A 24171-nucleotide genomic window follows, 5' to 3' on the forward strand; every position below is an offset into this window, starting at 1 on the left:
TCCTAATGAGTGACAACAATGTTGCCATGTATTTTATAGTGATGGGTATTTTTAAAATTACAAGGGCCGTTCAGATGAAATTGTATAATTATTGACTAATCATTTGATTTAAAAGTAACTTAGTCATTCAATTGATCTACAAGCGCTTAAAACGTAGCAAGCGTGTAGGAGTTAAAAGCGCATCTAAAGGTTGATCCCATTTCTCCCGATGTAATAATGTTTTTACAAGTTGCAAATCATGTGCCAAACCAAGACGATAGGGTTTTTTATATGCCGTTGCCAAGGTGCGGTCATAATACCCACCCCCCATACCAATTCGGGTGCCTCGATAGTCACAGACCAGTAAGGGCATAATTAACAAATCAAGTTTTGATACATGCAAACCGCGGCTTTGCATAGGCTCACGCATGCCTAAACGGTGATGAAAAAAACGTTTGTTTCGATATTGATGCTTATTAATCTCTACCCATTCTAGTCGCTGATTCATGTTGGAGATCACCGGCAAATAGACTTTTTTACCGACCGAAAAACAATATTCAATGATCTTTTGCGTTTGAATTTCACCGAAAGCATCTAAATAGAGGCCAACACGCTGTGCATGGATAAATTGGGGATTTGCTCTCAGCAGATTTAGGACCTGCTGGGCGGCTTGTTTTTGTTCAAATCGGGAAATGCGACGACGGGCTTGGCGGATTTGTTTTCGAAGTTCCGGAATCGTCGTAGTCATGACATCTTTAAGTAAAATAAACAGGCGAACCAAGTTTAAGGGAAAGGGGCGAGAAAGTAAAAAGAAGGATAGACCGGATAAGTTCTGAGGATAATCAGGCGATGACAAAGAATTTGTAAAGATATTCGGAATTTGAAAAGTATTTTATAAATATACATAGAATTAATTTATCTATCGGAAACTTCCCCATCAATCCAAATACCTTTGTATATTAGATCTCTTTCATAAATCAAAAAACGATCTTCTTTTTGGTTAATATTTGCACTCCGGATTTCTTGGCATTCGTGCATAATCTGCGGATGAAATACATCGATTCAAACAAGCTTTCTGATCCTCAGTTCAAGCGATACACAGGCATCTCATGGTCAACTTTCTATTTGATGGTTGAGCAATTGCAGAAGCATGTCTCTGCCAAAGGCAGACCGCCCAAGTTAAGCCTGGAGGATCAGGTTCTGCTCTGTCTGAGCTATTGGCGGGAATACCGAACCTTATTTCACGTTGCGACGAGTTACGGGGTTTCAGAGCCCACAGCCTCAAGAATTGTCCGTCATGTTGAAGACTGCCTGATTCGGTCCAATCTGTTTAATTTACCCAAAGATTTACCCGAGGGCGAAGGCATCGACTGGAATGTTGTGATCGTGGATGCCACGGAAATTCCAATCCAAAGGCCTAAAAAAACAGAAGAAAAGCTGTAGCGGCAAGAAAAAGACCCATACCTTTAAAGTACAGGCCATGATTCACTACAAAACTCAGCAAATTCTGAGTTTATGTACCAGTCGCGGTGCAATGCATGATTTCGAGTTGTTCAAACGCAATTTAAACCAGATTCCTTTTGGGGCTTTTATCATTGCAGATAAAGGCTATCAGGGGATTTATGTGTTGTATCCGAATAGCCTGTTACCATTAAAAGCCAAAAGACACTGTAAATTGGATCCTGAATTGAAAATCTATAATCAGGAAATCAATAAAAGAAGAATCGGAATTGAGCATGTATTTGGCAGCCTGAAAACTTTCAAAATCATTGCTGAGCGTTATCGAAATAGAGGTAAAAGGCTTGGTTTGAGATTCAATTTAATCGCTGGAATCTACAACTTGGAACTGAGCAAAAAATGATTTATGAAAGAGGTCTATTGTTTTTAGAATACTGCTAAGAATTGAGTTGTTCATATTCTTTAGAAATAAAACACTCCGAAGATGCTGCTACATGTGCTGTTATTTGAATATGCATTTTTCAAATGCGGTAAACAACGAGGTGTTTTTTTGTGGCATTAAGATTTAAATCTTTAATTATTTTTCAGCTCAAGTTAAACAAGATTTTCATAATAAAGCCCTTAGATTTTTAGATCTAAGGGCTTTATGCTATTTAAATATTCAGCTTAATCTATCAGTTTTTCCGCTTTCATACTTTCACGATAGTACTGACAACCTTTATATAGCAAGAACACGCCAATCACACCTGCAACTGCATTTACGATGGAAATTGAATTACCGACCATTAAAGTATTTTCATAATATTTATCTGTAATCACGGCAACAGCAGTGGTACCTACACCAAGTGCAATGAGGTTGGAGATCAGCAGGAATTTAGCCGATACCTGAGAGCGTAACTGGTTCGGTGTCAGCATTTGTGTTGCTGCAGCGGATGCTGGAATCGGGAAAGTGGAAAAGAACATCGCGACAAAGATCAGCGCAAATGAAAGATGCATATTGTCGACCTGGGTAAACAGCACACTTGGAATGATCAAGGCTGCACAGCCAATTGCACCGGCACGTATTGCTGCATCGCTATAGCCACGTTTAGAAAAGAAGTCGATTAGCCAGCCGCAGAAGAGGGCACCTGCAGTATTAGCGATCAGAATAATACTTCCAAGAATATATCCTGTTTGGCTTGCATCCAGTCCAAAGTGACGCATGTAGTAGGCAGGTGCCCAGCCGAGTAGAGAATACAGCATCATCGTATAAAATGAGAAACCAATAAAATGACAGAAGAAGGTCTTTTTATGGGTTTTGAGGAAACCTAAAGAATTCTTGAAAGAAGCCTTAACCGCTACACCATTGGCATCCATTTTTAAGCCTTTACGCTGTGGCTCTCGTACTGTCAGGATCATCAGCAGCGCCAGTAAAACCCCCGGTAAACCGACAATCATAAAAGTGAGCTGCCAGGTTTTGATTTCACCGATCATTGGTAAAGTGACAAAGCTGACATCCTTGAGTAGACCAATCACATAACCACCGATCAGGAAAGCAAGTCCTGAACCGACAAAGGCACCAATGGCATACACGCCAAGTGCGCGTCCGAGTTTATGCTTCGGGAACAGATCCGCCACGATAGAGTAAAAGGCAGGAGAGAGTGCAGCTTCACCTGCACCGACACTGAGTCGTGCAGCAAACATCTGAATGAAATTCTTACTGAGGCCACAGGCCGCAGTTGCCAGACTCCAGAAAGCGATCCCGATAGAAATAATCTTGATCCGGGATTTCCTATCAGCCAGTGCGGCAATTGGTACGCCCATAAAGGCATAGAACAGGGAAAATGCCAGACCTTGTAATAGGCTGAACTGGATATCACTGAGCATCAGATCGGCTTTAATCGGCTCAATCATCAACGACAAGATCTGACGGTCTACAAAAGACAGGATATAGGCCACCATACAGATGAGCACAACATACCACTGGTAGGCGCTGCTTTCCGTTGTAGGTGGAGTAAGTTCTACAGTAGCCTGTTTAGGCTCTGGCGTAGCAATTTTCAAATGGGAATCAAGCGGTTGTACATCATTGTCAACCTTGTCTATGACCAATGTTTTTTCATTCATCATGCAACATCCTGTGCAATTTATGGTGATTGGTTTTAAACGATACAAAATTAATTATTTTTATATTTTTAATGTATCGTTATTCTCTAATCTAGGAGTAAATCAAATTTCAGTCAATATATTTTTTGAAATAGATACAATAAAAATGGAATTATAAAAAAAAGGAATCATAAAGATTCCCTTTGATATTTCGACTCACTGAAAACGGGTATTAAGCCGTTTTTTCCACTAAGGTTAGAATGTCGTAAGTCGCAACCAGTTCATTACGCTGGTTTTTCACCTTGATGTCCCAGACCACCACGCCGTGTGGTTTTTGCTCATCACGTAGCGGTTTTGGTGTTTTCTGCTTGCAGGTCAATTCTACCTGAATAGTATCGCCAATTTTTATTGGCTCTACAAAACGCAGGTTGTCCATACCATAGTTGGCAATCACAGGACCCGGTGCAGCATCAACAAACAGGCCGGCAGCTGCAGAAACAATGAAGTAACCGTGTGCGACACGTTCACCGAACAGAGACTCTGCTGCCGCGATCTTATCCATATGGGCATAGAAGTAGTCACCACTCAGTCCGCCAAAATTGACAATATCGGCTTCGGTAATGGTACGGCGTGCAGTCAGCAGGCGTTCACCGATACGCAATTCATCAAAGGATTTCTTAAATGGATGCACACGGTCTTCAAACACTTCTGCACCTGCCGTCCAGCTGTGTCCAACCTGGGTCATTACATTTGGCGAACCCTGAATTGCGGTGCGCTGCATATAGTGTTTCACTGCGCGCAGTCCGCCCAGTTCCTCGCCACCACCAGCGCGCCCCGGACCACCATGAACTAATAATGGTAATGGTGAACCATGGCCGGTACTTTCCTTGGCACTTTCACGATCCAGAATATGTACACGACCATGCCAAGGCGCAATTTTACTTAAGAGCTGTTCAATATTTTCATCCTGGTTGCGCACAATCGAAGCAACCAGACTGCCTTCACCGCGTGCCACCAAGGCTGCCAGCTGTGGCAAGTCACTATACGGCATCAAGGTTACAACTGGACCAAATGCTTCGATATTATGAATCTGCTTGGCCTGTACCGGATCCTTGCACAACAGCACTGTCGGTGGATAGAAAGCAGATTTTTCAGGATGCCCCCCCTGAATATTAAAGTCCTGACGCAGGTGGCTACCGAAGACAATTTCAGCTTCCTGTGCCAGCTGTTCTACTTTAGCAGCGACATCATGTTTCTGTTTAACGCTGGCCAGAGCACCCATGGTCACGCCGTCCTGTGCGGGATCGCCGATGACCACTTTTTGCAGCTTTTCAGTCAGACGTTGCTGTACGGTCTCGAGCATTTCTGCCGGAACAAAGGCACGGCGAATGGCAGTACATTTCTGGCCGGCTTTAGTCGTCATTTCTCGGAAGACTTCACGTACAAACAGGTCAATGGTTTCATCATTGGCTTGCTGAGTCAGAATGGCACTGTTAACAGAATCGGCTTCCATACTAAATGGAATTGAATGGGTATTCAGATGTGGATGGGCACGCAGTTTCTGGCCGGTTGCTGCTGAACCGGTAAAGGTCACGGTATCTTGTGCATTCAGGTGATCAAATAAGTCATAAGTCTGGCCACAGATCAGCTGCAGGGCACCTTCTGGCAGTAAACCACTTTGCAGAATGTCTTTTACCACGGCATGCGTCAGCTCGGCACCTTCGGTTGCCGGTTTTACAATACACGGTACACCTGCCAGTAAAGTCGGTGCAATTTTTTCCAGCATGCCCCAGATCGGAAAGTTAAAGGCATTGATATGCACAGCGACACCGGCTTTTGGACTTAGAATATGCTTGGCACCAAAGCTGCCCTGTTTAGACAGTGGAATCCAGGTATCTTCAACCAGTGCGGTTTCATCGCTGAGTTCACGGCGAACCAGACTTGAATAGGCAAACAGGGTGCCGATCCCGCCTTCAATATCAATCCAGGCATCTTTGCGGGTACAGCCCGTAGCTGCTGCCAGACGGTAATAATCTTCCTTACGTTCCAGTAAATATTGTGCCACCTGTTTCAGGGCATTGGCACGCTGGTGGAAGGTCCAGCTGGCAATGGATGCACCTTTCTGTTTGGCATATTGCACCACGTTATGCATGTCAATGCCGTGGCTACTGACCTGATAAATCGCTTCACCGCTAATGGCGTGATAGACCGTACGTAAATCACTTTGCGCGTTATGTTCACGACCTAAAACCAGTGAACTCAATACTTTAACTGCGGGTGGGTAGTGTGCCTGCATGTCGTCCTGAAGATCCATATTCTGGGTAGTGCTGTCTAGCTCCAACATTGTATAACTCCATTTATGATACGTTGTTGAGTTTATTTTTACTTTTGATGTTTCATAAATTGCAATCAAAAAGCTCAAATGTCAATCATAATCCACAGGTAAAAAAGTAAATTTCATGTAATTAAAAATTTAAAAATAATAAAAACAATAAGTTGAAAAAAATCATCTAGAAAAATTATTTGATACTTAAAAAATACTATTGATTTTATATTTGTATCGTTTTAATTTGAATGTATCAGCACTTGGGATAAGTGAGACAAACATGAATAAGCAACAACAAACTTTCGATCAGAAAATAGAACAGGACATTTCTATTGAAGCGAAGGACTGGATGCCAGATGCCTATAGAAAGACCCTGATCCGCCAGATTGGTCAGCATGGACATTCAGAAGTGATTGGCATGTTGCCGGAAGGTAACTGGATTACCCGAGCACCGACTTTAAAACGTAAAGCGGTATTACTGGCTAAAGTTCAGGATGAAGCTGGACATGGCCTATACCTTTATAGCGCAGCAGAAACACTGGGTGCCGACCGTGATGACATGATGGAAAAACTCATCGCTGGCCGTATGAAATATTCATCAATTTTTAACTACCCAACTTTAAGCTGGGCAGATGTTGCTGCGATTGGCTGGTTGGTAGATGGTGCTGCGATTGTCAATCAGGTGGCATTGTGCCGTACCTCTTATGGTCCTTATGCACGTGCCATGGTACGTATCTGTAAGGAAGAAAGTTTCCACCAGCGTCAGGGCTTTGAAGCAATGATGCAGTTGGCAGAAGGAACCCCTGAGCAGAAGCAGATGGCACAGGATGCAGTCAATCGCTTCTGGTGGCCAGCACTCATGATGTTTGGTCCAAGCGATGACAACTCTCCAAATAGTGCACAGAGCATGCAGTGGAAAATCAAGCTGTTCAGTAATGATGCGCTGCGTCAGAAATTTGTCGACAACACCGTACCACAGGTATTGCAGCTGGGCCTGACCGTGCCGGATCCAGACCTGAAGTTTAATGAAGAAACGGGCCATTATGAATTTGGCGAAGTGAACTGGGATGAGTTTTTTGACGTACTGGCAGGCAAGGGCCCATGCAATCACGAGCGTATTGAAGCGCGTCGTAAGGCTTGGGAAGACGGCAAGTGGGTGCGTGATTCAGCGGCAGTTTATGCCAGCAAGCAACAGCAGCAGTCAGATAACAGAAAAATCGCCTAAGGCAACGGAATAGCAAAAGGATATGCAAATGAACAAAAACAACTGGTCTTTATACGAAGTTTTTATTCGCAGCAAACAGGGTTTGAGTCACCGTCATGTGGGTAGCCTGCGTGCACCTGATGATGAAATTGCTTTGCAAAATGCCCGTGACGTCTACACCCGCCGTAATGAAGGAATCAGTATCTGGGTGGTGAAATCTGAACTGATTACCTCTTCACAGCCAGATGAAAAACAGGAATTTTTTGACCCTTCACTGAGCAAGGTCTATCGTCATCCGACCTTCTATCACATTCCAGATGGCATCGAGCATATGTAAGGTGGAGGAAAGAACAATGACAAATCAGGTATTAGCACAATTCTTGCTGCATGTTGGCGACAGCCAGCTGATCCTTTCACACCGTCTGGCGGAATGGTGTGGTCATGCACCTGAGCTGGAGCTGGATATTGCATTGGCCAATATCGGTCTGGATCTTTTGGGGCAGGCACGTACCGCACTGAGTCTGGCGGGCGAAATTGAAGGACTGGGCCGTGATGAAGACAAATTGGCCTATTTCCGTACCGAACGTGAATATCGCAACTTGCTGCTTTGCGAACAACCAAATAACGATTTTGGTCAAACCATCGTACGCCAGTGGTTGATGGATCATTACCATGCCTTGCTGTTTGCAGCACTCAGTAATAGCAAGAATGAAGATATTGCAGCTTTCGCAATTAAGTCCTTAAAAGAAGTGAAATACCACCTGCGTTTTTCTACTGCATGGATGGAACGCCTGAGTCTGGGCACTGCAGAAGCACATGAAAAAATCCAGCAAGGTCTGAACCAGCTGTGGCGCTTCACTGAAGAGCTGTTCAGTCTAACCGCAGATGAACGTCAGCTGGTAGAAGCCTATCTGATTCCTGATCTGGAATTGCTGAAACCGAAATGGCTCGAAAATATTAACGCCGAGCTGCAACGTTTTGAGTTGAGCCTGCCAGAGAGTGGAGCTTACCGTAGCGGTGCCAAGCAAGGGTTGCATACCGAACATCTGGGTTATGTACTGGCGGAACTGCAATATATGCAGCGTAGCTATCCAGGCATGAACTGGTAAATCCAACACATCACAGGGAGTGAGTGGCATGAACCTGATCAGACATGTAGAAGATCAATGTTGGGAAGTGCTGGCGCAGGTTTCCGATCCGGAAATTCCAGTACTGTCAGTTCTCGATCTGGGCATGATTCGTGGGATAGAGGTTAACCCGCAGGATGAAATCGTGGTCCGCCTGACACCGACCTATAGTGGCTGTCCGGCAACCGATCTGCTCAAAACCGAGATCACCCAGGCATTTGCAGCACATGAGTTGACGCCGGTCAAAGTAGTGGTTGACCTGTCCGAAGCCTGGACCACTGACTGGATGAGCGAAGCAGGTAAACAGAAGCTGCAGCAATACGGGATCGCCCCACCCAAAGGGAATTCAAGCAGCTGCGGTACCCATATCGCGCTCAGTGATGGTATCCAGTGTCCATATTGTCATAGCCACCACACCCGACTGTTAAGTGAATTCAGTTCAACTGCTTGCAAGGCGCTGTACAAATGTCAGGAATGCCTGGAGCCGTTTGACTATTTTAAATGTATTTAAGGGCTTAAGCGCACAAGCCAGAACAATAAAGCGTGAGATCGCCACAGCTTAAGAAGGATTTTAAAATGAGCCAGTTTATTCCGTTAACGATTAAATCTATTCAGCCTCAGACTGAACAGGCAATTTGTATTGCTTTTGAATTGAGTCCTGAACATGCCGAAAGCTTTCAGTATCAGCCGGGTCAGCATTTGACGATTCGTCACCTGGCTGAACAGGAAGAATTGCGCCGCTGCTATTCCATCTGTAGTGATACTGAAGAAGATATGAGTATCGCGATCAAGAAAATTGATCAGGGCCAGTTCTCGACCTGGGCCAATGAAAACCTGAAAGTTGGCGATGTGCTGGAAGTGATGCCACCACAAGGCGTATTTTTCCAGAAAGCAGCCAAAACTGGCGGCAAACATTATCTGGGCTTTGCGGCGGGCAGTGGAATCACGCCTATCTTGTCGATTGTCAAAGCGGTTCTGAACCATCATCAGGGTGCAAGCTTTACCCTGGTTTATGGTAACCGTTCCTGGAAACAGACCATGTTCTCCGAGCAGATTATGGACCTGAAAGACCGCTTCAAGGAGCGCCTGCAGCTGATTAACATTTTCTCGCGTGAGCTGAATGACAGCGAAATTTTTAATGGCCGTATTGATGCAGAAAAACTGCAGCAGCTGTATCAGGCCGGTTTGCTTCCGGCAGAAACCGATCACTGTTTTGCCTGTGGTCCTGAAGAAATGATGAATGCGGTAGAAACCGTTTTGCCGGAACTGGGGATCGACCGCAGCAAGATTCACACCGAACGTTTCAATACAGGGACAGTACCAAAAGCCTCTGCACAGCAAATCGAAAGCCGTAGTGAAGAAAAGGTCAATATTATTCTTGATGGTCGTGAACTGATCATTGAAGTGTCCAAGCAGGATGACAGCATTCTGGATGCCGCTTTACGTGCTGGTGCCGATCTACCTTATGCCTGCAAGGGCGGGGTCTGTGCAACCTGTAAATGTAAGGTGCTGCAGGGTGAAGTGGAAATGGCGATTAACTACAGCCTGGAGGAAGAAGAAATCCAGAAAGGTTATGTGCTGAGCTGTCAGGCCCGTCCGACCTCTGCCAATGTCCGCCTCAGTTTTGATGAATAACAGGCAAGTCAGGTCCATTACAGGAAGATCACTATGGAAATGATGAAAACGGAATTGATTAAAACCAGTTCACCCAAAGCCGGCGTGGTACTGATCGAGCTGAACCGCCCGGAAAAGCGCAATGCCCTGAACAATGCCACACTCAAGGCGCTTGCTGATACCTTGCAGAACCTGGATGCAGAAACTGAGGTCAAGGCTGTAGTGATCACCGGTAACACCCAGTGTTTTGCCGCTGGTGCCGATTTAAATGAACTGGCGCAGCTGGATGTAGTGAGCATTCAGCAGGATCAGCGTCCATTATTGTGGAAACGCATTGATGAATTTTCCAAGCCATTGATTATGGCAGTAAATGGTTATGCCTTTGGTGCCGGTTTTGAACTGGCTCTGCACGGCGACATGGTGCTGACAGGGGGAAATGCCCAGTTTGCACTGCCTGAAATTGGTCTGGGTATGTTGCCGGGAGCCGGAGGAACTCAACGCCTGGCCCGCCTGGTCGGTCAGCAGCTATGTATGCGCTGGGCAATGACCGGTGAAGTAATTTCGGCACAGACCGCACTGCAGCACGGCATCACCAGCCAGATCTGCCCAGCTGATTTAACGGTGCAATATGCAGTAGAACTGGCAGCTAAAATCGCCCGACAGGCGCCACTGGCCATCCGTGTGATTAAACAATCCCTGAAATCAATACATGAAGTGACCCTGAGTCAGGGCCTCAAACTGGAACGTCAGCATTTTGTCTGGCTGGCGGCTACACAGGATCGTCAGGAAGGCATTAACGCTTTCCTGGAAAAAAGAAAACCAGAATTTATAGGTGCGTAATGGATTACCAAACAATTATTGTCGAAGAAAAAAATGCAGTGGGCTACCTGACCTTTAACCGTCCAAAACAGCTCAACAGCTTTAACGAAACCATGCATCAGGAAGTATCTTCTGTGATGAAACGCTGGGCTAAAGATACTGCAATTCGTGCCGTGGTGATTTCGGCGGAAGGTCGTGGTTTCTGTGCCGGTCAGGACCTGAATGACCGTGTGGTTGATCCGAATGCCGATGCACCGGATCTGGGTTTGTCAATTGAGAAATACTACAACCCGCTAATCAAGCTGATTACCGAAATGCCTAAACCGGTGATCTGTGCCGTAAATGGCGTAGCAGCAGGTGCAGGCGCCAATATCGCCCTGGCTTGTGACATTGTGGTGGCAGCCAAATCTGCTTCTTTTATTCAGGCCTTCTGCCGCCTTGGTCTGGTACCAGATTCAGGCGGTACCTGGTTCCTGCCACGTCTGGTCGGTCGTGCCCAGGCAATGGGTCTTGCAATGCTGGGTGACAAAATCTCTGCTGAACGTGCGCTGCAACTCGGCATGATCTGGCAAGTAGTCGAAGATGATCAGTTGAAAGCGGAAGCAGCGAAAATGGCCGAGCATCTGGCGACTCAACCAACATATGGTCTATCTCTGATTAAAAAAGCGATTCATGCTGCTGCAGACAATAATCTGGATGAGCAACTAATTCTGGAGCGCGACCTGCAGCGTCTGGCTGGTCGTTCTAGCGATTACCGTGAAGGTGTACAGGCCTTTATGCAAAAACGCACACCGCAATATAAGGGGTGCTAAATATGCCAGATATTGATTTAATTCAGGCCAAAGTTGCGGTGATTGGTGCCGGTACCATGGGTATCGGGATTGCCCAGCTGGCTGCGATGCATGGTCACTCGACCTATGTTTATGATGTCGATGTTAGCCGGACCCAGACTGCACTACAGGAATTACAGGCACAGCTGAGCAAGCGTGTCGCTGCAGGTAAAATGACTCAAGAACTGCTAGACAGTACTTTTGCCAACCTGACAGTAGTGAATGATCTAAATCAGCTTGCTGACCGTGACCTGATTGTTGAAGCAATTGTTGAAAAGAAGGAAGTGAAGCAGAACCTGTTCCAGCAACTGGCAGAAATCTGCCCGGCTGAGACCATCTTTGCTTCAAATACCTCATCGATTTCAATTACTGCCATTGCTGCGGCTGTACCGCATCCAGAACGGGTGGTGGGGTTGCACTTCTTTAATCCGGCACCAGTCATGAAGCTGGTGGAAATTATTCGTGGTCTGAAAACCGCTACGGAAATTGCGGATGCCCTGATTGAGCTGATGACACGCTGGAAAAAAGTACCGGTCACGGCAAAATCTACTCCAGGTTTTATCGTGAATCGTGTGGCACGTCCTTACTATGCAGAAGCCTTTCGTGCCTTGCAGGAAAATGTCACCACCCCTGAACAGCTGGACTTTATCATGCGCGAATGTGGTCGCTTTGCCATGGGGCCATGTGAGCTGACTGACCTAATCGGGCAGGATGTGAATTTTTCGGTGACTCAAAGCGTCTATAACGAATTCTTTAATGAACCACGTTACCGTCCATCTTTAATCCAGAAAGAACTGGTCGATGCCGGCTGTCTGGGGCGCAAGTCCAAGCAGGGTTTCTATGACTACCGTACTGATGTGCGTACCCCGACTTATGAATTGCCGGTGCTATATGCCAAATCTGTACAAAAACTTAAAGTGACAGTGAAAGGTGCCTGGCAGTATTCTGCCGCGTTAATTGAACGCTTAAAGCAAGCCTCGCATGTAGAGCTGAGTTTTCAGGCAGCTGAGCACAGTGAAATTCTGATTGGTGACGTGTCACTGCGTTTGTCTCTGGGTGAGTCGGTTGAACTGGACTATACCCAGCAGAAAGTCGTACTGATGGATTGGCATGCGGACTGGCATAATGCCAAAGCGATTCCGGTAACTGCATCACCTGCCTGTACGGAGCAGGATCGATATGTGATCGAACAGCTGCTGGTAGGTATGAATGTGATACCAATTTGGTCTAAAGACCATGCTGGTCTTTATGTGCTACGTACCATTGCCATGCTGGTCAACGAAGGCTGTGAAGCTGTTCTACATAATATTGCTAATGAGCAAGATATTGATTCAGCGATGAAATTTGGTGTCAATTATCCAAATGGCCCATTTGAATGGGTGAATAAAATTGGATATGACACAATTTTACAAATATTAAAAAATATGTATCGTATTTATGGTGAAGAACGGTACCGACCTAGTATATATTTAGCTAAGCAGGCAGCGCTAGGACAGGCGCAACAAGTATCGCCAACACAGTTACGTGTGGCGGGCTAAGGAATAAAAATGATGGAACATGTTTATATTTTTGACGGTATTCGTACCCCAATCGGTCGTTATGCGGGTGGTTTGAGCGGCATTCGTGCCGATGACCTGGCCGCTTTACCGATCCGGTATTTAAAAAACCAGCATCCTGACCTGCCATGGGCAGATGTTGATGAGGTGATTTTAGGCTGTGCCAATCAGGCGGGTGAAGATAACCGTAACGTCGCACGTATGGCTGCACTTTTAGCTGGTCTTCCGGAAAGCGTGCCCGCCATTACCGTAAACCGCCTTTGTGCGTCTGGACTTGATGCTGTAGGCCTCGCTGCACGAGCAATTAAATCGGGTGAAGCGCAGTTTGTAGTGGCTGGTGGTGTGGAATCAATGAGCCGCGCACCATTTGTACAGTCTAAGCCAACCACTGCTTTTAGCCGTACCCCGGAAATTTATGACACCACCATTGGCTGGCGTTTCATTAATCCAAAATTCAAGGCCGGTTTTGGTGTGGACAGCATGCCGGAAACGGCAGAAAACGTGGCTGAAAAATACCAGGTCAGCCGTGAAGATCAGGACCTGTTTGCTTATCGCAGTCAGCAAAAAACTGCACAGGCACAGCAGAATGGCATTTTCCAGGCAGAAATCTTGCCAGTAGAAATCAAGGGTACTAAAGGCTCTACTCAATTGGTTGCTGAAGATGAGCATCCACGTGCCGATACTACTTTAGAAAAACTAACCTCTCTGAAAGCGCCATTCCGTAAGGAAGGTGGTTCGGTGACTGCGGGCAATGCTTCCGGTGTTAATGACGGTGCAGCCTGCGTGCTTTTAGGAAATCAGGCATTTGCCGAGCAGCATGGTTTAAAACCTTTGGCCCGTGTGGTCGGAATTGCCAGTGCAGGGGTCGCAGCCCGTTATATGGGTATTGGTCCTGTACCGGCCGTACAGAAAGTATTAAAACAGACCGGTCTCAGTCTGGAACAGATAGATGTCATCGAGCTGAATGAAGCCTTTGCCGCACAGGCACTTGCGGTACTGCGTGAGTTGAGACTTCAGGATGATGATCCACGGGTCAACCCGAACGGCGGCGCCATTGCCCTCGGCCATCCTCTTGGGATGAGCGGTACACGTCTGGTGATTACTGCCATGCATGAACTTAAACGCCGCAATGGCAAATATGCACTTTGCACCATGTGTGTCGGTGTCGGTCAAGGTGTTGCACTGGTTTTAGAAAATATGGATTAAACACATTAGGGTCTGTTGGCATTTCATAAATGGCTTGCGCTGTAGGCTAAAACTGAGCAGATCAGGCATGAAACGAAAGGAATAGCGAGACTATTGCTAAGTTTCATAACGCAATCTGAGAAAGTTTTAGCCACAGCCTTTCAGGACAAGCATATTTTTTGCTGCTATTGCGTTATGAGTCAGTCATTTAGAGTGACTAAATTTCCTGCCTCATGCCTTCTATCAGCTAAAAAATATGCGTAGTCGCAAACATAGACGAATTGTCAACAGACCCTATCAATCAATGAATTAAATCGTGGTCAGGAAGACTGCGTCAGGAGTAACAATATGAATAACAATGCAATGGAAAAGATTGAAACCGCTTCAGTGGATGAATTACGTAGCCTGCAATTGGAACGTATGAAAAAAACGCTGCAGCATGCCTATCAGAACAGCGCGGTTTATAAGAAAAAGTTTGATGAAGCCGGTGTGCATCCGGATGACCTGAAGTCACTGGAAGATCTGGCGAAATTCCCGTTTACCACCAAACAGGATCTGCGTGACAATTATCCGTTTGGTATGTTTGCCGTGCCTCAGGAACAGATCGTACGTGTGCATGCTTCTTCTGGTACTACAGGTCAGCCAACCGTGGTGGGCTATACCCAGCATGACATCACTACCTGGTCAGATGTGGTAGCACGTTCGCTACGTGCGGCTGGGCTTAGCAGTAAAGATACGATTCAGGTATCTTATGGTTACGGCCTGTTTACCGGTGGTCTAGGTGCGCATTATGGCGTAGAACGTCTGGGTGCAACTGTGATTCCAATGTCTGGTGGCCAGACCGAGAAACAGGCACAGCTGATTCATGACTTCAAACCGACTGCCTTAATGGTGACGCCGTCTTACTGCCTGAATATTATTGAATGTTTGGAGAAAAAATTTGGAACGGCCAAGGACTGTTCAATCAAGACCGGCATTTTTGGTGCAGAGCCATGGACCAATGAAATGCGCCGTGAAATTGAGGAACGTCTGGGCATCAATGCGCTGGATATTTATGGTCTGTCTGAAGTGATGGGACCTGGTGTGGCGATGGAATGTCTGGAATCTAAAGATGGTCCGACCATCTGGGAAGATCATTTCTATCCTGAAATCATCAATCCGGAAACAGGTGAAGTCCTGCCGGATGGCGAGCTGGGTGAACTGGTATTTACCACCATTACCAAAGAAGGCATGCCGGTGATTCGCTACCGTACCCGCGATCTGACACGTTTATTACCAGGAACAGCACGTACTATGCGTCGTATGGACAAGATTGTCGGTCGTAGTGATGACATGATGATTATTCGTGGGGTAAATGTGTTTCCGTCACAGATCGAAGAGCAAATACTGCACATTCCACAACTTATTCCAAATTACCAGATCCATATTTGTAAACAGGGTCATCTGGATACATTGCATATTCGTACCGAAATGCGTAAAGATAATGCCATGAATATGACACACCAACTGGCAAATCAGCTGAAAACCCAAATCAAGACTATGGTCGGGATCAGTGTCAGCGTCGAAGTTCTGCCAGAAGGTAGCTTGCCACGTTCTGAAGGTAAGGCTCAGCGGGTTTTTGATATCCGAAAGTCCGCTTAAATATGCGCGGATGACAGGCTCTGGTCTGTCATCCGGCTTTGATAAGGTAAAATTAAACGCAATGAATCCGAAATTAAAACAAGTAATTGATGATTTCATTCAGCATGAGGCGCTCAGTGGAACCTCATTGGTAATGACGATTTTTGGTGACAGCATTTATCACCGTGGGGGAGTGATTAGTCTTGCTAGTCTGATCCAGCTGATGGACGTATTCGGTTTTAATGAGCGTTCTGTACGAACCGCAGTATTTCGTCTGGTACAAAATGGCTGGCTCAGTTCTGAAAAGATTGGCCGAACCAGTTATTACTGTATTACTGACAGCAGTCGTCAGCGTTTTATCATGGCAGATCAGAAGATTTACAGTTTTCAGCATAGCGAATGGGACCAGAAATGGGATCTGGTACTGCTTAGTTCAGTTGAGCTGGAAAATAAACAGATCCTGAAAAAAGAACTGGAATGGCTCGGTTTTGCCAATATCGCGACCAATGTCATGGCCTATCCGGGTTGTGATCAGCAGAAATTGCAAAACCTGCTACTCAATAACAAGATGACTGATCAGGTCGTGGTGTTTCGTGCTGAAACCTTGCAGCTATGGCAGGAGTCTTATCCGACTATTAAGCGCATGGTCGCAACTAACTGGCCGGTTCAGGAATTACATCAGCGCTATGAAAAATTTATCAGTGATTTCCGCGAGTTTTTCTATCTGGTGGAAAATGAAGATGAGCTGGACCCGGCACAAGCCTTCCAGATCCGTATTCTGCTAATTCACCAGTATCGCCGTATTTTACTGAAAGATCCGAATCTGCCATTTGAACTGTTGCCATCAGACTGGCTGTCATTGATCGCCCGAAACCTGAGTACCAACCTGTATCAGGCGGTGTTTGCAGCAGGGGATGAGTTTTTCCTCGACATTGCCCGTACTGCCGAGGGGCCTATGCCACCGGCACATCCACAATTCTATAAACGCTTTGGTGGCCTGAAACAGCTGGTAAGCACTTTATAAAATCTGCATCAGATCAAGGAGGATCAAATGCCATGTTATGCCATTGATGGGGTCATTCCTGTCGTTAGTCCTGAAGCTTATGTGCATCCCACTGCCGTGCTAATTGGCGATGTCATTGTTGAAGCAGGTGCCTATATCGGACCATTCGCTTCTTTACGCGCCGATTTTGGCCGGATTCATATCCAGAAAAATGCCAATGTGCAGGATTCCTGTACTATTCATGGCTTTCCAGACAGTGTGACCCTAGTCGAGGAATATGGACATGTCGGCCATGGTGCGATTCTGCATGGTTGTGTGGTGCGAAAAAATGCCCTGATTGGTATGAACAGCGTGATTCTGGATGAAGCCGAGATCGGGGAAAATGTGATTGTCGGTGCCAACAGCACAGTAAAAGCCAAATTCAAAGTACCAGCGAATAGTTTGGTACTTGGCAGCCCGGCAAAAGTCGTTCGCCCACTAGAAGAAAAAGAAATAGTCTGGAAAAGTCATGGTACTGAACAATATATCCAGCTCACTACACGCTGTTTAAATACTATGCAGGAAGTTGAACCTTTAACTGAAGATTCGGCAGAGCGCCGCAGTTATCGGGCTTTTGAAGCACAGCATGAACTAAAATTAAGTATTACATAAACTTATATAAGCCTTAGATTAGCATTTAAAGTGCAACACCATGTTCTTTGAATAATATCTGACTCGGACTTTTAAATCCGGGTCTTTTTCTTGGCCGATGATTAAGTCGTTGGGCAATCTCAGCAATATATTCCTCTAAGTAATCCTTTAAATCACTGTCTTTGCTGATGTGCTGCCTGATTAAACCATTGGTGTTTTCATTCGTATCTCTCTGCCTGCACTATATGGATCAGATAAGTAGAATGCTATCTCCATCTTGTGTTTTGAAAATGCCTTTATAGGTAGCTAAGTATAAAAAATTACTAAAAACTTGAATCTTCCACGTCTGGATCATCAGGTTTTTAACAAATGAGAGGGTAATAACTACTTTTTTATTTGACCTTATCATTCCCTACCAGCACTAGCTGAATTAGGGATTAGATCTTTGGTATATATGGAATATGCAAAGGGCTAGAAAATGAAAATTGATTTAGTGGGAAATTTAGAAATTTTGTTCATGATTGTTAGAAAATAATCACTTAAAACACTCCGGAGATGCCGCTGCAATGTCGTTACCCTGAACCCGACGAGTTCAAGGTGGACGCGACGCATACTTGCTGGGTTTCCCACTCGAAGGTGGGCATACACTCTAAATATACAGAACGCATCCGGAGATATAAGTATCGGCAGGGATATAGACCTGCTGGCGAACATCCCAGAGTTAGACCTAGTATAAACGATAAAGTTTATGTGGCAACTCTATGCTGTGTTGGAACTGTAAACTTCACCATTGATCGGATGAAGTTTAAACACAAAATCTGCTTATTCAGTCAGTTCCTCAACTTCTTCTAAAATAGTTTGTAACAAACGTTCGCAGTGAGCGTATTGTTGCAGCGATTTATTCATGCTCAATACTTCCTGCATCAGTTCTAGCGCTATCATAATCACCAGCTTACTTGGTTCCATACGTGGTGCTTTACGACGAAATTCATCGTATTTGTCATTCAATAGTTGCGCTGCACGTTCAAGTTCTTCGCGTTGATCTGCGGTGGAGGCCAGACGGAAACTATGGCCAATTACTCTTAAATCAATAGCAATCTGTTCGCTCATGTTGACGCTTCCTCAGTCGTTTCAGTCGGATGGGCCAATTGCTGAATTTCCTGTGCATGATGGTCTTGAGCTGTGCCCAGAATCGCCAGACGCTGGATAATCGCTTCAACCTTGGCTTTAGCATGCTCATTCTTCTGGGTCAGACGCTCAGTTTCCTGATGCAGGCGCTGAATTTCCTGACGCGCCTGTTGCTGTTCATTCAGCAGCTTTTCTTTCAAAGCACGCAGTTCATTACGCTCAGCCAGAATTTCCTGAAAACGGTTTTTCAGATCGGTGCAGCTTTTTTCCAGACGGCCATACCGGTCTGCGAGTGCAGTTGCATCATTATTAAGCTGTTGATATTGCGAGCGAGACTCAGCTAACTGTTCAGTTAAACTGTCATTTTCTTGTTGTTTTTGGCTAATAATGCTGTTTTTTTGAATGATTTCGGCTTGATGCTGACTCAGAGAGGAGTCCTGTTCTTCACGCAGGCTGGAGTTTTCGTTCTCCAGATGTGCAAGGCGCGTTTTTAAAACGCCAATATGCACTTGTAGACGCTGTAATTCTTCTAACATATCGAGGTCGCACAGTATTGCAAACAAAGGTAATATATAAGCAGTATAGAGATTGGATAAACGAATGCAAGACGATATTTCAGGTTGGTCAGATTGGCACCGCAATTTTTCTTCAATTGAGGAAATTTCCAGCCCAAGCGAACTGCATGGTTTGCTTACCGGTATTGTTTGTGTGACCCAGGCGCCGAGTAGCGAAGAATGGTTACAGATTCTGGAAACTTTAGATATCCCGGAGCTGGATGCTGAAGCACTGGAACTGTTGACGGGTGAAGCAGAAGATGTTTTTCACTCACTTTCTGAAGATGAGCTGGATTATCTTCCATTACTTCCAGATGACGAGCATAGCCTGGCAGAACGTGTGCAGGCATTGGCAGACTGGTGTGCCGGTGTAGTCCTAGGCTTTGGTCTGGCAACAGGTCATATCCGTGATGATGAAATGGAACTGATTGAACATTTACAAGATGTTGCAGCAGTGGAATTTGAAGATTCTGACGACGATGCTGAAGGTGAGGAAAGCTATCTGGAGTTATACGAATTTGTACGTCTGATTCCGGTAAGTTTATCTATAGGCCGTAAAAAAGTTGAAGTTGAGGAAACGCCACTTTTGAAGCGTTTTACAGCGAAAGTAAAAACTGAGTCTACGGACCCAACTCAGGCACAATCCGTGGTTGAGATTTTCTCACCAAACCGCCCAAGCTGAAGCATCGCCATTTCGCTTTAGAAAACCCGGTAATAAGTCCAGTAATCATCTGGCTTATTCCGGCACATCAAATCATATTCAAAAACAGCATTGATATAAGAAGTAAGGACCAATGAAGAAACTGACACAAGCAGAATTTCAGGAACGTCGTGACACCCTCGCAGGGGAAATGGGACTACGCAGTATTGCCATTATTGCCACCAGCCCAGTGGCACTGCGTAACCGTGATGCTGACTATAAATATCGTGCCGATAGCAGTTTCTTTTATTTAACGGGCTTTGCTGAACCCGAAGCTGTCGCTGTCATCGAAACCTTTGACAGTGAAGAAGAAGGCTATACCTACAGCCTGTTCTGTCGTGAACGTGACCGCGAGATGGAAATCTGGAATGGTTATCGGGCTGGGGTAGATGGTGCTGTCGATGACTATGAGGCAGATGAAGCCTATGCGATTGATCTGCTGGATGAAGAAATTCTGGAAAAACTGCAAAATAAGGACAAGTTATTCTACCGTGTCGGCCATAGTGCAGAGTTTGATGCGCGTGTAGCAAAATGGATTGCACAAGCCAGTGGTGAAAGCCGCCGAGGAAAATCTGCACCTGCTCAAATCGTTCAGTTAGACTGTATTGTTGATGAAATGCGTCTGCATAAAGATGCCAATGAAATTGAATTGATGCAGATTGCTTCAGATATTTCTGCGGAAGCCCATACTAAAGCGATGCAGACTGTACGTCCTGGCATGATGGAATATGCACTGGAAGCAGAGCTGAATTATGTATTTGGCAAAAATGGCTGCGTACCTGCTTATAACAGTATTGTCGGTGGCGGTGAAAATGCCTGTATTCTGCATTATGTGGAAAATGACAAAGAACTGAAAGACGGTGATCTGGTACTGATTGATGCAGCCTGCGAATATCAGTTCTATGCATCCGACATTACCCGTACTTTCCCGGTAAATGGTAAATTCAGTCCTGAACAGAAAGCACTGTATAACATCGTGCTTGATGCACAGATTGCGGCGATCAATGCAGTTCAGATTGGTCAATCATATAAAGAGCCACATCATGTAGCGGTACGCATTCTGGTTCAAGGTTTGCTGAACTTGGGCATTATGCAGGGCAATATTGAGGAAATTATTGAAACCGAAAGTTTCCGCCAGTTCTATATGCATGGTACGGGACACTGGTTGGGCATGGACGTGCATGATGTCGGTGCTTATAAAGCCAATGGCGAATGGCGTGCTTATGAAGAAGGCATGGTCGTGACCGTAGAACCGGGCCTGTATATTGCACCGGATGATGAAACGGTAGATCCAAAATGGCGTGGTATCGGGATCCGTATTGAAGATGATGTGGCTGTTACTAAAAATGGCCCATTGGTATTAACAGCCAAAGTGGTCAAAACCGTGGAAGATATTGAAGCCTTGATGGCAAAAGCTCGTGCTGCCTGAAAATAAGAGAGATTGAAAAAAAGCTGGTCATTTGACCAGCTTTTTTGTTTTTTAAATTAATGTGAATTCAATCAAATAAATAATGAATTATTTTTTTACCAATTGGTCTTATCGAAGTTAATCTGGTTATTTTTTGATTCAATTCTTATATAATTCTTTTTTAATCTCCCTCACTAGTATTTATAAATACTCATCATTCTGAGTGTTCTCCATGCACAGTATAAAATTTCATAATTTTGAAGAAGCGGGTAAACAGGTACTTCAATATCTTCATCAGCATTTGGGTTTTGGCTTATGGATGATCACTCGTTTAGAAAATGAGGACTGGATTATTCTACAGGCTGAAAATGAAAAATATGATATTAAGCCTGGCGAAGTTTTCAGTTGGACCGATTCATTTTGCTATCACATGGTACAGGGAAAGGCTCCTAAAATAGCGCCATGCTCCAAGGCAATCGAGCTATATGCCAAGGCACCAATAAATAAGAAATTGTCGATTGAATCTTATATCGGTGAGCCACTGTTTAATGAGGATGGCTCAATTTTTGGAACAATTTGTGCTATTGATGATGAGCCTCATTCTGAAGACATTTTAAAAGATGCAGCACTTATTTCACTTTTAGGCAGTCTATTAAGCTCAATTTTGCAAAGTGAATTGCGAGAAAACAAGCAGAGACGTTTACGTGAACGTTATGAGGTAGAGGCGCTCACCGACAGTTTAACCGGACTGTATAACCGCCGGGCATGGGATCAGTTGTTAGAAGCTGAGGAAGGACGCTGTCAGCGTTATGGCTTACCCGCTGCAATATTTAGTATTGACCTGAATAATTTAAAGCAGGTGAATGACCAGTTTGGACATGATGCAGGGGATCAGTTAATTCAGCGTACTTCAGCTGTACTGGTAGAACATATGCGTGTCAATGATGTGATTGCACGTATGGGGGGTGATGAATTTACGATTTTATGTCCTGAAACTAAAGCTGAAGACGCAGCGGCTTTATATCTTCGTCTAACCGATACATTTGCAACTGCTAATATTCATGTCGCAATTGGCTACGCAGTCCGCCAGCTGACAACAGATCTATATGAGGTTTTAATAGAGTCAGATAAGAATATGTATGAGCATAAGAAAAAAGCCAAACTGGAAGCAGATGATTTTATAAACTAAAATTGGTTAAGACCAAACTATCCAGGCTTGATGAGCTGCAAGAAATTGTCCCTAAGGTGTATCTGTTGTGAGCCAGTATCAAGATTGCTCCCTTTGCGCAGAAAAACAGGCTTTAGTCTGATTTTTCATCATTTGCTGGATTTGGATATTCAATCTCTGGTGGCTGCAGAGGGAAATATTTTGAGGGACAAAGCAAAGCCTAAACTCATGAAAGTGATTGCGAATACTTTTAAAAAGAAATCTTGCCAGTAATGATAAGAGATTAAATTAGGAGGAAAAAGAATAAATAATTAATTAGATCTCTTTCATAAATCAAAAAACGATCTTCTTTTTGGTTAATATTTGCACTCCGGATTTCTTGGCATTCGTGCATAATCTGCGGATGAAATACATCGATTCAAACAAGCTTTCTGATCCTCAGTTCAAGCGATACACAGGCATCTCATGGTCAACTTTCTATTTGATGGTTGAGCAATTGCAGAAGCATGTCTCTGCCAAAGGCAGACCGCCCAAGTTAAGCCTGGAGGATCAGGTTCTGCTCTGTCTGAGCTATTGGCGGGAATACCGAACCTTATTTCACGTTGCGACGAGTTACGGGGTTTCAGAGCCCACAGCCTCAAGAATTGTCCGTCATGTTGAAGACTGCCTGATTCGGTCCAATCTGTTTAATTTACCCAAAGATTTACCCGAGGGCGAAGGCATCGACTGGAATGTTGTGATCGTGGATGCCACGGAAATTCCAATCCAAAGGCCTAAAAAAACAGAAGAAAAGCTATAGCGGCAAGAAAAAGACCCATACCTTTAAAGTACAGGCCATGATTCACTACAAAACTCAGCAAATTCTGAGTTTATGTACCAGTCGCGGTGCAGTGCATGATTTCGAGTTGTTCAAACGCAATTTAAACCAGATTCCTTTTGGGGCTTTTATCCTTGCAGATAAAGGCTATCAGGGGATTTATGTGTTGTATCCGAATAGCCTGTTACCATTAAAAGCCAAAAGACACTGTAAATTGGATCCTGAATTGAAAATCTATAATCAGGAAATCAATAAAAGAAGAATCGGAATTGAGCATGTATTTGGCAGCCTGAAAACCTTCAAAATCCTTGCTGAGCGTTATCGAAATAGAGGTAAAAGGCTTGGTTTGAGATTCAATTTAATCGCTGGAATCTACAACTTGGAACTGAGCAAAAAATGATTTATGAAAGAGGTCTACTGTTTTTTTACTGCTTTTTAAATAAAATAATGATTTTAAAATCAATTGATTAAATATGTTTTAATAAAATATTTAAAGCTCAAATTTTGATTTGGTTTACGTAAAATATGAACAACTCAAAGAAAACCAACTCAATTAAAATTTAATGCTTATAACATGACATTTATTCAACATAGATCAACACAGAATACGGACTTTTAGCATCAAGACTACATATTCATTCCGCTATGGCTTGCATAATTTTGGGTGAGAATTAATCAAATATAACCTGGAGAAAAATCATGAGAAGACTTGGAACTTTAGACTGGATCGCCTACGCATTAGCCATTATTGGTGGCTTGAATTGGGGCTTGGTTGGTGCATTTGACTTTAACTTAGTCGCAGCAATCTTTGGTGAGCAGAGTGCACTTTCTCGAATTATTTATGTTCTGGTTGGCCTGTCTGCGATTTACCTGATCTATACTGCAACTAAGTTAGGCCGTCATGATGTGCATCATGAAGCTCATACACGAACAATGCATTAATAAATCAGCATATATAAGCTC

Annotated in this window: 25 protein-coding genes and 1 other RNA gene; 20 read left to right on the forward strand and 6 right to left on the reverse strand. The window is 44.6% G+C overall.

The features are described from left to right. Positions 1-136: 136 nt before the first annotated feature. Complete coding sequence (locus tag IHE35_RS04245) at positions 137-727, reverse strand: 5-formyltetrahydrofolate cyclo-ligase (RefSeq protein ID WP_242789448.1); 591 nt, start codon at positions 725-727, stop codon at positions 137-139. Positions 728-1026: 299 nt separating this feature from the next. On the opposite strand from IHE35_RS04245, the gene IHE35_RS04250 reads away from it, so the two are divergent. Both IHE35_RS04250 and IHE35_RS04255 read left to right on the forward strand, forming a co-directional pair. Beyond that, positions 1027-1422, forward strand: a complete 396-nt coding sequence (locus tag IHE35_RS04250) for a transposase family protein (RefSeq protein WP_008306679.1) — start codon at positions 1027-1029, stop codon at positions 1420-1422. Then, positions 1370-1840 (forward strand): transposase, encoded by a 471-nt coding sequence (locus tag IHE35_RS04255; RefSeq protein ID WP_242789449.1) that lies wholly within the window; start codon positions 1370-1372, stop codon positions 1838-1840. The genes IHE35_RS04250 and IHE35_RS04255 overlap by 53 nt, the downstream gene beginning before the upstream one ends. A gap of 263 nt (positions 1841-2103) precedes the next feature. On the opposite strand, the gene IHE35_RS04260 is transcribed toward IHE35_RS04255, so the two are convergent. Then, a complete protein-coding gene (locus tag IHE35_RS04260) occupies positions 2104-3543 on the reverse strand; it encodes an MFS transporter (protein WP_242789450.1) in 1440 nt (479 codons plus the stop codon). 208 nt (positions 3544-3751) lie between these two features. Then, positions 3752-5863 carry a phenylacetic acid degradation bifunctional protein PaaZ gene (gene paaZ / locus IHE35_RS04265; protein WP_242789451.1) on the reverse strand — a complete coding sequence of 704 codons (2112 nt, stop codon included), beginning with the start codon at positions 5861-5863 and terminating at the stop codon, positions 3752-3754. A 262-nt stretch (positions 5864-6125) separates the two neighbouring features. Between paaZ and paaA the strand changes: the two genes are divergently transcribed. From paaA to IHE35_RS04325, 12 genes are all read left to right on the forward strand, one after another. Beyond that, positions 6126-7070 carry a 1,2-phenylacetyl-CoA epoxidase subunit PaaA gene (gene paaA / locus IHE35_RS04270; protein ID WP_242789452.1) on the forward strand — a complete coding sequence of 315 codons (945 nt, stop codon included), beginning with the start codon at positions 6126-6128 and terminating at the stop codon, positions 7068-7070. A gap of 28 nt (positions 7071-7098) precedes the next feature. Beyond that, entirely contained in the window at positions 7099-7386 is a 288-nt protein-coding gene (gene paaB, locus IHE35_RS04275; protein WP_242789453.1) for a 1,2-phenylacetyl-CoA epoxidase subunit PaaB, read from the forward strand. A 16-nt stretch (positions 7387-7402) separates the two neighbouring features. Beyond that, complete coding sequence (gene paaC / locus IHE35_RS04280) at positions 7403-8158, forward strand: 1,2-phenylacetyl-CoA epoxidase subunit PaaC (protein ID WP_242789454.1); 756 nt, start codon at positions 7403-7405, stop codon at positions 8156-8158. 28 nt (positions 8159-8186) lie between these two features. Continuing rightward, positions 8187-8687 carry a 1,2-phenylacetyl-CoA epoxidase subunit PaaD gene (gene paaD, locus IHE35_RS04285; RefSeq protein ID WP_242789455.1) on the forward strand — a complete coding sequence of 167 codons (501 nt, stop codon included), beginning with the start codon at positions 8187-8189 and terminating at the stop codon, positions 8685-8687. A gap of 65 nt (positions 8688-8752) precedes the next feature. Next, complete coding sequence (gene paaE, locus IHE35_RS04290; protein WP_242789456.1) at positions 8753-9811, forward strand: 1,2-phenylacetyl-CoA epoxidase subunit PaaE; 1059 nt, start codon at positions 8753-8755, stop codon at positions 9809-9811. A 42-nt stretch (positions 9812-9853) separates the two neighbouring features. Then, complete coding sequence (locus tag IHE35_RS04295; protein WP_242789952.1) at positions 9854-10630, forward strand: enoyl-CoA hydratase-related protein; 777 nt, start codon at positions 9854-9856, stop codon at positions 10628-10630. Next, positions 10630-11421 (forward strand): 2-(1,2-epoxy-1,2-dihydrophenyl)acetyl-CoA isomerase PaaG, encoded by a 792-nt coding sequence (gene paaG, locus IHE35_RS04300; RefSeq protein WP_242789457.1) that lies wholly within the window; start codon positions 10630-10632, stop codon positions 11419-11421. The genes IHE35_RS04295 and paaG overlap by 1 nt, the downstream gene beginning before the upstream one ends. Positions 11422-11423: 2 nt before the next feature. Then, positions 11424-12977, forward strand: a complete 1554-nt coding sequence (locus tag IHE35_RS04305) for a 3-hydroxyacyl-CoA dehydrogenase (RefSeq protein WP_242789458.1) — start codon at positions 11424-11426, stop codon at positions 12975-12977. A 12-nt stretch (positions 12978-12989) separates the two neighbouring features. Next, positions 12990-14201, forward strand: a complete 1212-nt coding sequence (gene pcaF, locus IHE35_RS04310) for a 3-oxoadipyl-CoA thiolase (RefSeq protein WP_242789953.1) — start codon at positions 12990-12992, stop codon at positions 14199-14201. A gap of 327 nt (positions 14202-14528) precedes the next feature. Continuing rightward, positions 14529-15821, forward strand: coding sequence for a phenylacetate--CoA ligase PaaK (gene paaK / locus IHE35_RS04315; protein WP_242789459.1), 1293 nt, complete (start codon positions 14529-14531; stop codon positions 15819-15821). 61 nt (positions 15822-15882) lie between these two features. Further along, positions 15883-16824, forward strand: coding sequence for a phenylacetic acid degradation operon negative regulatory protein PaaX (paaX, locus tag IHE35_RS04320; RefSeq protein WP_242789460.1), 942 nt, complete (start codon positions 15883-15885; stop codon positions 16822-16824). Positions 16825-16851: 27 nt separating this feature from the next. After that, a complete protein-coding gene (locus IHE35_RS04325; RefSeq protein ID WP_242789461.1) occupies positions 16852-17454 on the forward strand; it encodes a gamma carbonic anhydrase family protein in 603 nt (200 codons plus the stop codon). A 521-nt stretch (positions 17455-17975) separates the two neighbouring features. On the opposite strand, the gene ssrS is transcribed toward IHE35_RS04325, so the two are convergent. From ssrS to IHE35_RS04340, 3 genes are all read right to left on the reverse strand, one after another. Next, positions 17976-18158, reverse strand: a non-coding RNA gene (ssrS, locus tag IHE35_RS04330) — 6S RNA. A gap of 97 nt (positions 18159-18255) precedes the next feature. Next, positions 18256-18543 (reverse strand): cell division protein ZapA, encoded by a 288-nt coding sequence (locus IHE35_RS04335; RefSeq protein WP_242789462.1) that lies wholly within the window; start codon positions 18541-18543, stop codon positions 18256-18258. Further along, complete coding sequence (locus IHE35_RS04340; protein WP_004810729.1) at positions 18540-19097, reverse strand: hypothetical protein; 558 nt, start codon at positions 19095-19097, stop codon at positions 18540-18542. The genes IHE35_RS04335 and IHE35_RS04340 overlap by 4 nt, the downstream gene beginning before the upstream one ends. A 64-nt stretch (positions 19098-19161) precedes the next feature. On the opposite strand from IHE35_RS04340, the gene IHE35_RS04345 reads away from it, so the two are divergent. The 6 genes from IHE35_RS04345 (at position 19162) to IHE35_RS04370 (ending at position 24150) form a co-directional block, all read left to right on the forward strand. Next, on the forward strand, positions 19162-19797 hold the full coding sequence (locus tag IHE35_RS04345; RefSeq protein ID WP_242789463.1) for a UPF0149 family protein: 636 nt from the start codon (positions 19162-19164) through the stop codon (positions 19795-19797). 112 nt (positions 19798-19909) lie between these two features. Next, positions 19910-21244: a Xaa-Pro aminopeptidase gene (gene pepP / locus IHE35_RS04350; RefSeq protein ID WP_242789464.1), complete on the forward strand. Its 1335-nt coding sequence runs from the start codon at positions 19910-19912 to the stop codon at positions 21242-21244. A gap of 211 nt (positions 21245-21455) precedes the next feature. Further along, complete coding sequence (locus tag IHE35_RS04355; RefSeq protein WP_242789465.1) at positions 21456-22412, forward strand: sensor domain-containing diguanylate cyclase; 957 nt, start codon at positions 21456-21458, stop codon at positions 22410-22412. Positions 22413-22794: 382 nt separating this feature from the next. Further along, a complete protein-coding gene (locus IHE35_RS04360) occupies positions 22795-23190 on the forward strand; it encodes a transposase family protein (protein ID WP_008306679.1) in 396 nt (131 codons plus the stop codon). Continuing rightward, positions 23138-23608, forward strand: a complete 471-nt coding sequence (locus IHE35_RS04365) for an IS5/IS1182 family transposase (RefSeq protein WP_004809604.1) — start codon at positions 23138-23140, stop codon at positions 23606-23608. The genes IHE35_RS04360 and IHE35_RS04365 overlap by 53 nt, the downstream gene beginning before the upstream one ends. Positions 23609-23907: 299 nt before the next feature. Further along, on the forward strand, positions 23908-24150 hold the full coding sequence (locus IHE35_RS04370) for a DUF378 domain-containing protein (RefSeq protein WP_004810720.1): 243 nt from the start codon (positions 23908-23910) through the stop codon (positions 24148-24150). The last annotated feature ends 21 nt before the right edge of the window (positions 24151-24171 follow it).

This window comes from Acinetobacter sp. ASP199 (assembly GCF_022700675.1).
Classification (GTDB): domain Bacteria; phylum Pseudomonadota; class Gammaproteobacteria; order Pseudomonadales; family Moraxellaceae; genus Acinetobacter.